Consider the following 14,366-nt stretch of genomic DNA (forward strand, 5'->3'; position numbering starts at 1 on the left):
AAAAGATAGGCAAACGTCAGTGAATCTAAATTTCCATGTTATAAAAGAGAACTTGAAACGCTCAAAATTAAAATTAGTATGAACTTCCCAATTCAGCCTTGACTTCTTGCGGGTTTCCCTATATAATAAAAAGCAAATTATTCAAAGAAGGGAATTGAAAGACTTACTATGGACAACGCCGACAGTAGCGACGCTGATCGAAGTAACAATAACTATAAATTGAATAGGTTTTATATATAATAGGCATAACCTGCGTCTAATTGTTAGACAGCAGGCTATGTCTATTTGTGTTCTTTTTTGCTGATCACCGCTGAAAGGCGGTCAGAATATAAATTTTATCAAAGAAAGGAGTGATTGATCCATCATGGATCGACACAGACAGACGCCTTGGCACGCACTGAAACTTACGGAGGTTTATGAGACTTTACATACCTCCGAGGAAGGATTAAGTGATGCCGAGGCTGCCGAAAGACTGGAAAAATATGGGCGCAATGCATTGCGCTCGAAACCGCCCAAAACCATTCTTCAAATGCTGAAAGCGCAGATCATTGACCCGATGGTACTTATCCTCATCGGCGCATCCGCTTTTTCCGCAATTTTGCAGGAATGGACGGAAGCGGCGGTAATCTTTGTTATTGTAATCGTCAACGCTGTTATCGGTATTGTGCAGGAAAAGAAAGCGCAATCCTCTCTGGAGGCTCTCCGCAACATGAGCGCCCCAACGGCTAAGGTTCTGCGTCAGGGGGAGGAGAGCGTGATTCCTGCCAGCGAGCTGGTAGTGGGCGATATCGTGATGCTTGGCGATGGAGATATGGTTCCGGCGGACTTACGCCTGATAGATTCCGCCAATTTGAAAGTGCAGGAGGCTTCCTTGACAGGCGAATCCGTCCCTTCTGAAAAGGAAGCGGAAGATATTCTGCCGGAAGACTGCCCGTTGGGTGACCGCAGTAATATGGCATACACCTCCGCTATTGTCACATACGGACGGGCGACCGGCGTTGTGGTAGCCACCGGCATGGATACCGAGGTAGGCAACATCGCCGGTATGCTGGACAATCAGGACGATACGGATACGCCCTTAAAGCGAAAGCTGAACGCAGTTGGTAAGACATTGACCATTGTTGGACTAATCGTCTGTGCCCTGATCTTTGCCATCGGTGCTTTCTATCAGCGCCCGCTGATTCCGCAGTTCCTGGTTGCGATTTCGCTGGCAATCTCTATCATCCCGGAAGGCCTGCCTGCTACAGCCACTATTGTAATGGCGCTGGGCGTGCAGCGTATGGCTAAGAAAAACGCACTGATTCGTAAATTGCCCGCAGTGGAAACCCTGGGTAGCGCCACCGTCATTTGCTCCGATAAAACAGGTACGCTCACACTCAACAAGATGACGGTAACACACATTGCGGTCAACGGAGATTTTGAAAACGGCACAACTACCCCGGTTGAAAATGCTGCCAACCAGCATCCCGCGGTCTATAAGGAATTGGTTTATGCAGCGGCTCTCTGCAATGACGCCAGCCTTGACCCGGATAGAAAGGGAGAAATCATCGGTGACCCCACAGAGGGTGCGCTGATCTATCTGGCACAGGCGTTTGGAATCGACCATGAAGCCCTGGAGGATGATTATCCCCGCCTTTTTGAGCAGCCTTTTGATTCTGAGCGTAAGAGGATGACCACTGTTCACCGCATCAATGAAAAGTGGATTTCTTATACCAAGGGTGCGGTGGATGAAATGCTGCCCCTGTGTACTCACATTCTGACTTCGGAAGGTGTGCGGCCTATTACGGAGGCTGACAAAGAAAACATTACAAAACTTTGCCTTTCCATGTCGGAGGGTGCCTTGCGTGTGCTTGGCTTTGCCATGCGCACCCTCATGGAGCTACCTACAGATGATGATGAGAATGTAGAATTTGACATGACTTTTGTGGGTGTAACCGGAATGATCGACCCGCCCCGAAAGGAAGTGGCCGATTCCGTGCGTACCTGCCGTCAGGCGGGCATCCGAACGATTATGATCACCGGCGACCATAAGGTGACAGCCCTTGCCATTGCGAAAGAGCTGGATATTTACCGAGAAGGCAACACCGTCGTATCCGGTGAGGAACTGGATACGATGACGGATGACGAATTGGACGATGCGGTAAAAACAACAACCGTCTTCGCCCGTGTATCCCCTGCGGATAAACTGCGTATCATCCAGAGTTTGAAACGCACCGGTGAAGTAGCGGCTATGACGGGTGACGGTGTCAATGACTCCCCCGCCCTGAAAGCAGCGGACATCGGTGTTGCGATGGGTATCACCGGTACGGATGTGGCCAAGGATGCCGCCGACATGATCTTGCTGGATGACAGCTTTACCACGATTGCTTATGCCATCAAGGAAGGCCGTCGTGTCTACCGCAATATCCAGAAGGTAATCCAGTTCCTTTTGGTTGGTAATATCGCAGAAATTCTAACCTTGTTTGTTGCAACCCTGTTTAACTGGGATGCACCCCTTCTGGCCGTTCACATTTTGTGGGTAAACCTTGCCACGGCTACCTTGCCTGCCCTGGCACTGGGTGTTGATCCGGCCAGCAAGAACATTATGAAGCATAAGCCAGTAAAATCGGGCACTCTGTTTGAAAAAGATCTGGTACGCCGTGTTATTATACAAGGCATCTTTGTGGCGGCCATGACCACCTGCGCTTACTGGATCGGCGCAAGCATGGGCGGCCATGTGACCGGTCAGACAATGGCGTTCTGTGTACTGGCCTTCTCGCAGATGCTTCGCGCTTTTAATCAGCGCTCCAATACGGAGCCTATCTGGGTGCGGGCAGAGGGGATCAACCCCTGGCTGGTTATTTCCTTCGTGGTGTCCGCCCTTCTGATGGCGTGCATCCTGTTTGTCCCTGCACTGCAAAGTGCGTTCCAGTTGACCTTGTTGGATGGCACACAGTGGCTGGTTGTCCTTGGGTTGTCCTTGATGTCGATCTTGCAAGTGGAAATTGTAAAGACCATTAAAAAGCATATTCATAAATAAGCAAAAAGGCGGAGGGGTCACCCTCCGTCTTTTTTGAAAGAGTTAATTATCTGTATATATTACTGAATTTTGCTGTTGTTATATGCGGTTGACAAATTGCCAATAATGGTTGGTTGATTAAAAAACATCTATCTGCAATACTTGTTTTGTACTTAAAAACCAACCAAAGGAGAATCACTATGAACTTTAACGAAAAACTAATTGATTTAAGAAAGACAAAAGGAATGTCACAAGAAGAATTAGGTGCTGAGCTAAAAGTATCCAGACAAACTATTTCAAAATGGGAATCCGGTCAATCATATCCGGACTTTCAGCGCCTTGTCCTTTTGAGTGACTACTTTGGTCTGACACTCGATGAATTAGTAAAAGATATTGATGTGCAGGAAGTCAGGGATAAAAATATCAGCAATGAAAAAATAAATTCAATCTATAATGATGTGAATACGGCAAAAACCTTTGTGAAATGGTATTTGATAATTGCCGGAATTGCAGCAGGCATTGTACTTATATTATTTGCTTATTTTATCATTAACTCGCTTTTCGTTTGGTAAAGTAAATATGAAAATTCAACTTTCAAGCTGTGGAAATATCAAGCTCTAACATAAAGTAATAAGTAAGACCACCAATCGAAATTGGTGGTCTTTTGCTTACTTTATAACACGCCAATATCCAGTTTTCTTGGAGCCTTCACGCACAATCAAATCTTTTTGGATAAGAATTTTAATAGCTCTATCTACTGTTCTCGTAGATATGTTAAGCTGATTGGCAATTTCCTGACGGGAATTTTGCGGAGCTTTTTCAATGAGATGATAAACCGCTAACTCGCTTTTGTTCAGATAAAGCAGAGCCGGATTTAATTCGCCATTTAACTTGCCATCGTCGTCATTTAACTCGCCATTTAATTCGCCATTTCGTATCGTCGCATTGAGCATAAAGGCGTTATCCGTGTATTCCGGTGCGGGAAGTCCGGCGTCAGACATTTCCTTAAACATACGGTCAACGCCTTCGCCAAACTCCTTCACATAATCATATTCTTGCAGGAAACGGGCGATTTTAGGATTTCTTGAAAAATGAACGGTGCGGATGTTGCTCAAACGCACAATGCCGGGGAGCTTGCCGGGACTTTCTACGGTAATGTGATCGTCAAACATTTTTATCTGAATGTCCGTTCCTTTAATGCTGTAATCTCGATGAGCGATGGCGTTGATGATGATTTCTTTCCAAACGAACTCAGGGTATTCCGGCGTAGTGTGAAATCTGCCATCATTTCCAAGCCGTGTGCGCTCCTTGATCTGATCGCCTACAAATTCAAGAGATTGCCGTACCACATCAAGGATTTTTCCCTCGAACATCTTATCCTTGATGACATTCATTTCTGTACCGACCTTTGCCTCTGTCCCGTCATAGCGGATAAAACGCACCCTTGCTCTCGGAAAGAAACGCTGTGGCTCTTTCCCGAAAAGAAGAAGCGCCGCTCCGCTCATTTCTTCTCTACCATCGTGCCGGACAATGTAATCTTTGTTTTGCCTGATGTATTCCTCGGCGGATTTGGAATAGCCGATTTTCTTGCAGTATTCAGCGACAAAATCCATATCAATATCATCTAAAGCAGACCGGAACACAGGCTCATCTTCATAGTAGCGTGAGCCTTTGGCGTACATAAGCTGTAAGCGTTCGTCAAAGTTCAGCTTCTTTGACTTGTCGCCCATCCGGTAATATACCTCGTCCTGCTGGTTGGCGTGAAGCTCGGAGCTTTGGGGAATCGTCATAATCAAAAGATGATTTGGATTCCCGTCCTTGTCCCTGCAATCAACCGTTTCGGTCGTTACCATTACCGAAGGAGTGCAGTAATCGAAGGGGACACGGAGAATGTCGTTGATATTGTTGGTATATGCGTCTATACCTGTTATATCTCCATTGTCCTCAATACCAATGACAAGTGTGCCGCCATCTGCATTGGCGAAAGCTACGATATGATTGGATAATCCCTTAGCGTCTTTCCTTGCGCTTTTGCGGTCAAAGACCTGATCTTCCTTTTTCGTGCATAATTCTTCAATCGAGTATTTCATATATAGACAGCTCCAATCTGTTGCTTTATTTCAAAAATTGATTGCGGTATTCCTGATGACGGAAACGATAGCCTTGTGCGATCAGCGTATCCGTTTTCAATGCGACCAAGTTTATGTCCGAGTGCATTGCCCGTGCGATCTGTTGAATATCATACCCGTTTTCGATATATTCCAGTATTTCATCATCAGGCAGGGAGATTTGGGAAGCAAAGATGTTTGCCTCGTACTCCATTCGGCTTTGCCGCATATCGAAAATATTAAATTCCTTGAAGCCGCCGGCTTTGACCGCTTCTTCTCTATGTAATGCGTCGTGTCCAATCTCGTGCAGCATTACAATACGCTCCATTACAAGGTGCAGATCGTCTTTTATGAAGATAAAACGGTTACGCATTAAAACCTTGTATGCCCCTCGCTGTTTCTTGAAGGCTAATGGGATAACTTCTATGCCCAGTTCTTGTGCGATTCTATGCGGATCTCTTGTGCAAAGGTCATTTGCCAGACGATTCGCCTTTCTGACAATCTCTAAAGTCTGAATATCCAAGAGCAAACACCCCCATTCTACTGCCAGTAAGTATATCTTATCAAATACACTGTCCGAAAAAGAGGACATCAAGCGTTATTTCCGGTATTTTTTGGGAGTGTACTTTTTATTCTTCTCTTTGGCGATCCAGTACGCTTCCTGAATGCCTTTCATCATCTCGTCCAAATCCTCATCGGCAAGCTCGCCGCCTGCAAAAAGCCCCGTAACCTCTGCCATAAGCTCCTTTGCCTGTCTTGCGCCTTTGCTTCCGTATTTGGATTCAGCGTTCAGCAGAAATTCCTCGTCATCGGTAAGCAGATAGTTGACATCGACCTTCAGGACTTCCGCCATCTTATAATAGGTTTCCCTTTTTTTTGGGTAGCGGGTGCCAGCCTCATAATTCGATATTGTCCGCAGAGAAACGCCGATTGCTTTTGCAAGCTCATCTTGCTTTAAGCCTGCCTTCGTGCGGGCTTCTTTTACTTTCTCACAGAATTTCATTTCATCTGACCTCCAAATTATCCCACCTGATTTGAAAATATCTTGCGCACCCATATTGACAAACGCAAGTTAATTTCGTATAATGTCAATACGCAAGTAAGTTGCGTATATATAATACCTGAACTTGCGTGTTTTGTCAAGGGAGTTCAGCAAATTAGCTTGAACTTTTATATACCAAACAAATGATACCCGTTTTAAGGATTGAGGCGAACAGATGGGACGGAAAGATACAATCACTGCGAAAAGTATTCGGAAAATGTACGAGCAGCTTAATTTGAATCAATCGGATATATTCTCGAAAACAAAATTGCTTCTCAGCGTATACCGTGATGTGGTTTGGATCACACTGAGCGAGTCTGCCCGTGTGAATGAGGAACTGGTATATTATGGGGAAGAACTGGATAGCGCTTTTCTCTATTTGGAGCTGTTTGCGCCGGATACCGAGAAACAGGAGTTTGAGAGCCGTATCAGCGCCTTGTTTGAGAACAAGTGGATGGTTGATCTGATTGATACCGCTATGGCGAAAATATATGACTACCATAACAACGGCAGGCTGTACCACGAGATCATATCGAAAAGTTACCTGACAGCGTTTCGATATACGGAGAGCGAACTGCTCGATCTCTTGAATATGGAGCGCAGTACCTTTTACGACCGGAAGCGGGAAGCGATTTTGCTTCTCGGCGTATCCCTGTGGGGATATGCGATTCCGTGCTTCAAAGGAATCTTCAATATGAAGGGAGCTGATGAAAGCGACGATATTCCCGATTTTTTCAAATAAAGGCTTGTCCGACTAAAGTCCGACGAAATCCCTACTGAATGTCCGACCTTGCGTATGCTACACTGTGTATGCTGCCCGAAGGAACGGCTTTCGTTTACGGAACGAGGCTGAAAACAAAATGGCAGAAAATTGGCGCAGTTTTGCCGATGATACGAAAAAGCAAATCTGTTACAATTAGTATGCCTAAAGCTTTGAGAATTTTTCTTGATTTTCAAATGCTGGTTGAATATCTTTTAGGCGGCAATACAGCAGCTTAGGCAAAACGAATTGAATATGTGTTTTGAAGAAGCAGTTATAGCTTTCAGCCTTCGGGCTTGAATGTTATAGCTGCTTTTTTTGTGCAGCCCTTTTCGCTTTTGTCAAGCGGAAAGGGAGCTTTATGTCTATCACAGTATGGCAGGCGTTTGTATGTAGGTATCCGTGATCTCCGGAGTTTTTGATTGTGACCTTATATATCAAAAATTCCAAATTTAAGGAGATTACGGAAATGAAAAAACTTACAGTAAAAAAGCAGGTAGAATTATTTGCACAGGATTGTAAACTCATCAACCTTCGGTATGAGTATAGTGGTTTCACTGGAACGGAAAAATGGGCAATTATAACGGAGCTGTCCGAAGAAGCATTGTGGGATAAGTACCCTGATGTCATCAGCAGGTATACGCCTTTTATACTTCTGTCAATGGCACAGGGAGAAGTGATTAGCGAATCACATAGAAATAATGATAAATATGAAAAGCGCAGCAAAAGGACGATAGATGTATACGGTTACGAAGATGATATTTTTGAGCAGTTCCATCCGAAATCTATCGCACCGTTTATTGATCCGTTTGATAAAGCGGAGGAGGAACAGATCGAGGAAGAAAAAGAAAAGCTGCGGCAGTTAGAACTTTCTAAGGTAAGACAAGCGTTAAGTATGCTGCAACCTGTTCAAAGGGAGCGCCTTCTTAAATCTGTTTTGCTTGGGATTAGTTCAAGAAAAATTGCAAAAGAGGAGGGCATAAATTATAGCTCCGTAGACAAGTCAATCGCTGCCGCAATAAAAAATTTCAAAAAATTTTATGAAAACCTCTGATTTTGGGTGTGCATTTCGCACTCCTTTGTCCAAATGAGTGAAGGGGTATTTCTATTCCGGATATGAAATGCGCTTTCTAAACTCAATGAACAGAGAGGTTATACATAAAATGAAGGAAACAGAAATCAGGCGTGGGGATATATTTTCCTACGATTTTGGCACACGAATCGGCTCTATCCAATCAGGTGTAAGACCTGTGCTGGTAATTCAGGCAGACAATTTCAATGCGAATGCGCCTACTGTTATTGTTGCGTCCATTACGAGTGTAATAAAAAAGAGGTATTTGCCGTCCCACATTATTTTAGGCGAGGATTTCGGTCTGACGAAGCCTTCAATGGTGTTGCTTGAGCAAATACAGACTGTGAATAAAGATGATTTGACAGAGTATATCGGCTTTGTCGATGATGAACGCCTTTGGAGGCAGATTAACGCAGCTTTGAAAAAAACATTCGGTCTATGGCTTTACAACACTGACAGGATCGGCGACATTCGCTGCCTGTGTCCGAAATGCTTAAATGACTATTTCCGCAATCCGAACTATGTTGTCAGACGCCTTGATCCTTTTCAGAAAAGTAAAGGTACTTGTGATAAGTGCAATGATAGAGGCTGGGATTATGTCGTTTATGATAAACGCACCTCTTTCAAAGGGAAAGGGGTATAGGGATGTCGCAAAACAGGGAAAGGAAACGGAAGTTTGACATTCCTATATGGTGTAAGGCAAATCTGTCGATTGAAGAAGCCGCAGCCTATTCCGGTATCGGAATGACAAAGCTTTATGAGATGACAGAAAGTGAGGATTGCCCATTTGTCTTATGGATAGGCAGCCGGAGAATGATTAAACGAAAAGCTTTTGATGAGTATATAGAACGGCAATACTCAATTTAATGAAAAAGTCAAGCCTGCGATGAGCCGATTCGCATAATTGGCTTATCGCAGGATATTGACTATGCTGTAACTACCAAAAGCAAGGAGGTACAGCAATATGCTCAACAAAAAGCACGATCCGGATATGCCGAGAGTTCCGTTGTGGAAGAAAATGAATCTGACAGTGGAAGAAGCCGCCGAATACTCAGGAATAGGCGTATCTAAAATCAAAGAAATTTCAAATCAAAAAAACTGTCCCTTTGTCCTATGGAATGGAACAAAGCGGCTGATTAAAAGAAAACAATTCGAGGATTATCTCGAAACACAGTATTCCGTTTGAGAGGAGGACGAGCGAATGGATAACAAACTGACTGAAACAGGCAGTTCCAACAGGCGTGTGGCTGCTGTTCCAATTTGGGTAAAACCTTATTTGACGATAGAAGAAGCGGCAGAGTATACGGGAATAGGTAGGGATAAGCTTTATGAAATGACGAGCCTTGCCGATTGTCCGTTTGTGCTGTGGGTAGGCAATCGGAGAATGATTAAGCGCAGGATTTTTGATGAATACATTGAGCAGATGTATTCAATATGATGGAGGTCGTATGGACGAAAAAATTTTAGCTTACAGAAGTGAACTCCAAAAGAGGTCGGAAAACACACCGTTTTGGACGAGAACGATTTTAACCGTTGAAGAAGCTGCCGCATACACCGGAATCGGAAGGGCAAAAATCCGCCAAATCATTTCACAAGGGAATTGTCCTTTCACGGTAAATAACGGCACACAAATCTGTGTGATCCGAGAAGCGTTCATTGATTATCTTGATAAGCAGTTTCGCATATAGGAGGAGAGAGAATTATGCCGAGAACAAAAAGAAAAGACAAGTCGAGAGCCGTGCTTCGGACAGGCGAATCGCAAAGGGCTGACGGAACTTATCAATTCCGATGGACTGACAGCAATCATAAGAGGTTTTGCGTATATGCCAAGACGCTTGATGAATTGCGCTACAAGGAAGAACAAATTAAAAAAGATAAGAGCGATGGCATTAAAACCGAAGCCCGATATACGACGGTCAATGAGGTCTATGAGCTTTGGAAGGAACTGAAGCGAGGGCTGAAGAACAACACCTTTGAGAATTATAAATATATGTATGAAACCTTTGTCCGTCATCAAATAGGCTTAAAAACAGTTTCATCGCTGAAAAAAACAGATATAAAGAGGTTTTATAATTACCTTACAGACGAACGCCAGCTAAAACCCTCGACCATTGACAGTATCCATACGGTATTACATCAAATTTTGGATATGGCGGTTGATGATGATTATATAAGAAATAATCCGTCAGATAATGTACTTAGAGAGCTGAAGCAAGCACATTGCTTCAAAACAGAAAAGCGCAGAGCCTTAACCCGTCCCGAACAGGAATTATTTTTAAGCTACTTGAAAAATACTCCCGCCGCACAATATTGGTATCCAATCTTTGCGGTTTTGTTAGGAACAGGACTTCGAGTTGGAGAACTTACCGGATTAAGATGGTGTGATGTCGATCTGGAGAATGATGTTATTGATGTAAATCATACTTTGGTTTACTATGACCACCGCACCGATGGAAGCAAAAAAGGCTGCTATTTTAATGTCAATACGCCGAAAACTCCGGCTGGAAAGAGAAAAGTGCTAATGCTCAGCTTTGTGAAAGAGGCAATTATAATGGAAAAGGAAAGGCAGGAGTTGCTTGATCTTCATTGTATCGCTACCATTGATGGATATACAGATTTTATCTTTATCAATCGCTTCGGAAATCCGCAACATCAGGGAACACTGAATAAAGCAATCCGCCGCATAATCCGTGACTGTAACGATGAGCAGTTTTTGAAGAATGAAAATCCCGAAGTGCTACTTCCGCATTTTAGCTGCCATTCACTAAGACATACATTTACAACGAGAATGTGCGAAGCAGGAGTGAATGTCAAGGTCATTCAAGATACGCTTGGTCATAAGGATATTTCAACAACGCTTAACATCTATACCGATGTGACGAAGGAGCTTAGGCAGTCCGAGTTTGAAGGTCTTGACTCATATTTCAAAAGCGAGTATAATAAAGTGTCTAACGAATAAGCGGCATTTCTTGAGCGAGGATAAAAGCTTCTACACCATTTACACCAATTTGTACTCCAATCCACCAAAAAACTACACGAATTTATAGGGATATAGCGATTCCGGAAGAAACGCTGTTTAGACCTATTATGAGATATGAGGAGGTTTAGGAGAGATTGAAAAGATGGTTGCTTTCGTCCCCACCATGAAGCCTCTCGGCGACTCAAAAAGAGACACAGCTCCAAAGGCTTCGGAAGCACCTAAGGCAGAGCCTGAGAAGATTGATTTTTCAAAGGTTGAGATTGAGCCTTTGTTCAAGGATTATGTTGACTTTGAAACATTCTCAAAGTCAGATTTCCGTGCAGTAAAGGTTTTGGCTTGTGAAGCAGTTCCAAAGAGCAAGAAACTTTTGAAGTTTACACTTGATGACGGCACAGGCGAAAACAGAACAATTTTAAGCGGCATCCACGCTTACTATGAGCCGGAAGAGCTTGTTGGAAAGACATGCATAGCTATTACAAATCTTCCACCAAGACCAATGATGGGCATTGAGTCCTGCGGAATGCTTATCTCCGCTGTACACAGTGAAGAGGGAGAAGAAAAGCTTCACCTTTTGATGGTAGACGACCACATCCCAGCCGGCGCAAAGCTTTATTAAGATGTATTCAAACTAATAATAAAAAATAAATGGGCAGTCCTTTATTGGGGATTGCCCATTTTCAAATAAAAAATATTATATGAAGTGAGAACCATGGATATTAAAGAAGTAAAAGAAGATAAAAAACAATATCTAAATCTGCTGTTATTGGCAGACGAACAGGAAAATATGATAGACCGATATCTTACAAATGGAACAATGTATGTTTTAGAGGATAATGGAGTCAAGGCAGAATGTGTTGTGTTAGATGTAGGTGACGGAGTTCTTGAAATAAAAAACATTGCCACAGACCCACAGTTTCAGGGCAAGGGCTACGGCAAAGCATTGATTGAGTTTATCACTAAAAAATATCAGGGCGATTATTCCATATTGCAGGTCGGAACGGGTGACAGCCCGTCAACAATACCTTTTTATGAAAAGTGCGGCTTTACCCGTTCCCATGTTATTAAGAATTTCTTTGCTGATAATTATGACCACCCGATTTATGACGGCGATGTTAGGCTGACAGATATGATTTACTTACGAAAAAACATATAGGAACAAGCTTGCGACTAAAACATATCCAATGTTAATATGCGTTGCTTGCGGCAACGGGGTGTTTTCTATAGAATAATGGTAACAACTGAAAGAAAGGTGGTTATCCATAGTGTTAAATGAAAATATTAAATCTCTCAGAAAATCAAAAGGGCTTTCACAGGAGGAACTTGCCGTAAAGCTCAATGTTGTACGACAGACAATTTCCAAATGGGAAAAGGGTTTGTCTGTGCCGGATTCCGATATGCTGATTTCCATTTCAGAAGCCTTGGAAACTCCTGTAAGCACTTTGCTTGGAGAAACGATTGATGAGCCAAAACCGGATGAATTAAAAGCGATTTCCGAAAAGCTGGAGGTTATAAACCTACAGTTTGCCAAAAGAAAAACAATGACACGAAAAATATTTCACTGGGTTTTTATCTCACTGTGTACTTTAATAGTAATTGTTTTTGCGGTTTTATTTCTGCTGAACAGTCCGTACTTGGGCTGGGATTACAGTAAACCGGAAACCGCAGTTATGGGAGTAGGCTTTCAATCATTTGAGTGGCTGTTCGTAAGATTAGCACCGCTTGCCTTAATCGGAGGAATAGTCGGAGCTGTATTGACCCGAGAGAAAAGATAAAATATTTTAACAGGCGTTTGTTTGTATATCTACGATGTACATTCAAACGCTTTTTATTTTCTCTTTTCATATTTCACCTATAAAACAAGCCAATTTCAAAGTGTAGTTATAAAAAATGCAGTCACAAAAATAAATAACACAGCAAGATTTAATCGAACCTTACATTTTTGTAAGGTTCAGGGTTTTGGTGTTTTTTTATGCTATAATTATTTCACAGGAAAAAACAGGAAATACAGCATATAAAATCTTGTATATTCTGTAACTTTTCAAAATTATTTTTTAATTGGAGGAACGAAAATGAAAAAGCGTTTATTAGCAGCAGCCATCTGCCTGTGCATGGTTATCGGACTTTTCCCAACTATTGCTATGGCAGAAGAAACAACTTCAATCGTAGTAGGTTCACAGACTATTTCAGGCTCTAAAAGCAATCCGGTGTACGCTGTTACAAATCCTGATGACGGCAACGTAACTGTTGACTCAGGTTTGACAGAAGATGACAGCTGGAACATCAAATGGGACGGAGAAACTCTTACACTGAAGGATGCATACATTACAGCTTCTTCACAAGTTGATTTTACAACAACAATATTCTTTTATCCCGTACAATCATCTATCTTCTGTAAAAATGATTTTACAATAGAAGTAATAGGAAATAACACAATCACAAGTGACAACAAATATTATCTTGCACCTATATCATCAGAAAGAAATATTACAATATGCGGAAGCGGTACACTTAATTGCTATAACAATACTTCAGGAGCATTCCAAAGAAGAGCTGTCTATTCAGACGGAGATGTTACTATCAAGGGCGCCAATTTGACACTTGAAGGCGCAGACCATTCTATTGAAGCAAACAATATCTTTGTTTCAATTCCTGACCTCTCAGACCCATGCGCAAGACCTGCTGTAAAGGTATACTCAGGAAGCAATCAGGAAAGCGCATCAGAAGTTGCAGGTTCACCTGTTACTTCCGACAAAATAAATATCACAGATAATTTGTCAAAATATCTCCGCACAGAAACTTTAATAACTATGGACCACAAGCTTGCAAAGTACGAGTCCACACCTGCTACATGCACAAAGGACGGAACAAAGGCTTATTACTATTGCCCTGTATGCGGTAAATATTTTGAAGACGAAGCAGTCACAAAGGAAATTTCCGATATAGACAGCTGGAAGGTTATTCCTGCAACAGGTCACAATATTGAGGACGGAATATGCACAAACTGCAACGCTATTTTAGGCGATGTAAATAACAGCTCTATCCTTGATATCAACGACGTTACTTTGGTTCAGCTTTATCTGGCTAATACTTTGACAGAAACAAATGTATTTGATGAATTGCTTGCAGATGTAACCGGCGACGGAGATATTACAATTCTCGACGCAACTGCTATTCAGGCAATGCTTTCAAACGTATAAGTTTTCTGACAGCCACATAAAACATGTGCAGAAATTATTCAGCTCTTATTTAATGATAAGCAGTTTTTACAGGATGCTTAAAGCCTCTGCAAAGGGACGACATAATGACATAAAACTTAATAAAAACTAATTATTGTAATGCTGAATAATCACTGTATACAGCGGGCCTTGAATTTTTCAAGACCCGCTGAAATATTTTATCCCACAAA

17 protein-coding genes and 1 pseudogene are annotated in these 14,366 nt (G+C 42.5%); 15 read left to right on the forward strand and 3 right to left on the reverse strand.

All coding sequences use genetic code 11. The features are described 5' to 3' along the window. Window positions 1-364 precede the first annotated feature (364 nt). Together CGICJO_RS02620 and CGICJO_RS02625 are read left to right on the forward strand one after the other, a co-directional pair. Window positions 365-3,019, forward strand: coding sequence for a cation-translocating P-type ATPase (locus tag CGICJO_RS02620; protein WP_486499537.1), 2,655 nt, complete (start codon window positions 365-367; stop codon window positions 3,017-3,019). A gap of 179 nt (window positions 3,020-3,198) precedes the next feature. Next, on the forward strand, window positions 3,199-3,570 hold the full coding sequence (locus CGICJO_RS02625; protein WP_486499538.1) for a helix-turn-helix domain-containing protein: 372 nt from the start codon (window positions 3,199-3,201) through the stop codon (window positions 3,568-3,570). A 96-nt stretch (window positions 3,571-3,666) separates the two neighbouring features. Here CGICJO_RS02625 and CGICJO_RS02630 read toward each other — a convergent pair whose 3' ends face one another. From CGICJO_RS02630 to CGICJO_RS02640, 3 genes are all read right to left on the reverse strand, one after another. Beyond that, on the reverse strand, window positions 3,667-5,088 hold the full coding sequence (locus CGICJO_RS02630; RefSeq protein ID WP_486499539.1) for an RNA-binding domain-containing protein: 1,422 nt from the start codon (window positions 5,086-5,088) through the stop codon (window positions 3,667-3,669). 25 nt (window positions 5,089-5,113) lie between these two features. Next, the gene (locus tag CGICJO_RS02635; RefSeq protein ID WP_486499540.1) at window positions 5,114-5,629 is read right to left on the reverse strand and encodes an ImmA/IrrE family metallo-endopeptidase; all 516 of its coding nucleotides are present in this window, start codon (window positions 5,627-5,629) and stop codon (window positions 5,114-5,116) included. A gap of 75 nt (window positions 5,630-5,704) precedes the next feature. Continuing rightward, window positions 5,705-6,109 carry a helix-turn-helix domain-containing protein gene (locus CGICJO_RS02640; RefSeq protein ID WP_055161994.1) on the reverse strand — a complete coding sequence of 135 codons (405 nt, stop codon included), beginning with the start codon at window positions 6,107-6,109 and terminating at the stop codon, window positions 5,705-5,707. Between the two features lie 214 nt (window positions 6,110-6,323). On the opposite strand from CGICJO_RS02640, the gene CGICJO_RS02645 reads away from it, so the two are divergent. From CGICJO_RS02645 to CGICJO_RS02705, 13 genes and pseudogenes are all read left to right on the forward strand, one after another. Beyond that, on the forward strand, window positions 6,324-6,890 hold the full coding sequence (locus CGICJO_RS02645) for a hypothetical protein (protein ID WP_486499541.1): 567 nt from the start codon (window positions 6,324-6,326) through the stop codon (window positions 6,888-6,890). Window positions 6,891-6,928: 38 nt separating this feature from the next. Next, the gene (locus tag CGICJO_RS02650; protein WP_486499542.1) at window positions 6,929-7,147 is read left to right on the forward strand and encodes a hypothetical protein; all 219 of its coding nucleotides are present in this window, start codon (window positions 6,929-6,931) and stop codon (window positions 7,145-7,147) included. 230 nt (window positions 7,148-7,377) lie between these two features. Next, on the forward strand, window positions 7,378-7,962 hold the full coding sequence (locus CGICJO_RS02655; protein ID WP_055161997.1) for a sigma factor-like helix-turn-helix DNA-binding protein: 585 nt from the start codon (window positions 7,378-7,380) through the stop codon (window positions 7,960-7,962). 67 nt (window positions 7,963-8,029) lie between these two features. Next, the gene (locus tag CGICJO_RS02660) at window positions 8,030-8,623 is read left to right on the forward strand and encodes a type II toxin-antitoxin system PemK/MazF family toxin (protein ID WP_486499543.1); all 594 of its coding nucleotides are present in this window, start codon (window positions 8,030-8,032) and stop codon (window positions 8,621-8,623) included. 2 nt (window positions 8,624-8,625) lie between these two features. Beyond that, on the forward strand, window positions 8,626-8,847 hold the full coding sequence (locus tag CGICJO_RS02665; RefSeq protein WP_486499544.1) for an excisionase: 222 nt from the start codon (window positions 8,626-8,628) through the stop codon (window positions 8,845-8,847). A gap of 97 nt (window positions 8,848-8,944) precedes the next feature. Further along, window positions 8,945-9,166 (forward strand): excisionase, encoded by a 222-nt coding sequence (locus CGICJO_RS02670; protein ID WP_412287171.1) that lies wholly within the window; start codon window positions 8,945-8,947, stop codon window positions 9,164-9,166. A gap of 15 nt (window positions 9,167-9,181) precedes the next feature. Further along, window positions 9,182-9,418, forward strand: coding sequence for an excisionase (locus CGICJO_RS02675; RefSeq protein ID WP_015518030.1), 237 nt, complete (start codon window positions 9,182-9,184; stop codon window positions 9,416-9,418). A 10-nt stretch (window positions 9,419-9,428) separates the two neighbouring features. Beyond that, complete coding sequence (locus tag CGICJO_RS02680) at window positions 9,429-9,668, forward strand: excisionase (RefSeq protein ID WP_055056860.1); 240 nt, start codon at window positions 9,429-9,431, stop codon at window positions 9,666-9,668. A 14-nt stretch (window positions 9,669-9,682) separates the two neighbouring features. Beyond that, window positions 9,683-10,939: a site-specific integrase gene (locus CGICJO_RS02685; RefSeq protein ID WP_486499545.1), complete on the forward strand. Its 1,257-nt coding sequence runs from the start codon at window positions 9,683-9,685 to the stop codon at window positions 10,937-10,939. Between the two features lie 166 nt (window positions 10,940-11,105). Continuing rightward, a pseudogene (locus tag CGICJO_RS02690) lies at window positions 11,106-11,576 on the forward strand (lysine--tRNA ligase); the annotation flags it as partial. Window positions 11,577-11,669: 93 nt separating this feature from the next. Next, entirely contained in the window at window positions 11,670-12,113 is a 444-nt protein-coding gene (locus tag CGICJO_RS02695) for a GNAT family N-acetyltransferase (protein WP_486499546.1), read from the forward strand. A 109-nt stretch (window positions 12,114-12,222) separates the two neighbouring features. Next, on the forward strand, window positions 12,223-12,732 hold the full coding sequence (locus tag CGICJO_RS02700) for a helix-turn-helix domain-containing protein (RefSeq protein WP_087377175.1): 510 nt from the start codon (window positions 12,223-12,225) through the stop codon (window positions 12,730-12,732). 297 nt (window positions 12,733-13,029) lie between these two features. Then, window positions 13,030-14,157, forward strand: a complete 1,128-nt coding sequence (locus CGICJO_RS02705; protein WP_486499547.1) for a dockerin type I repeat-containing protein — start codon at window positions 13,030-13,032, stop codon at window positions 14,155-14,157. The last annotated feature ends 209 nt before the right edge of the window (window positions 14,158-14,366 follow it).

This window comes from Candidatus Limousia pullorum (genome assembly GCF_057405065.1).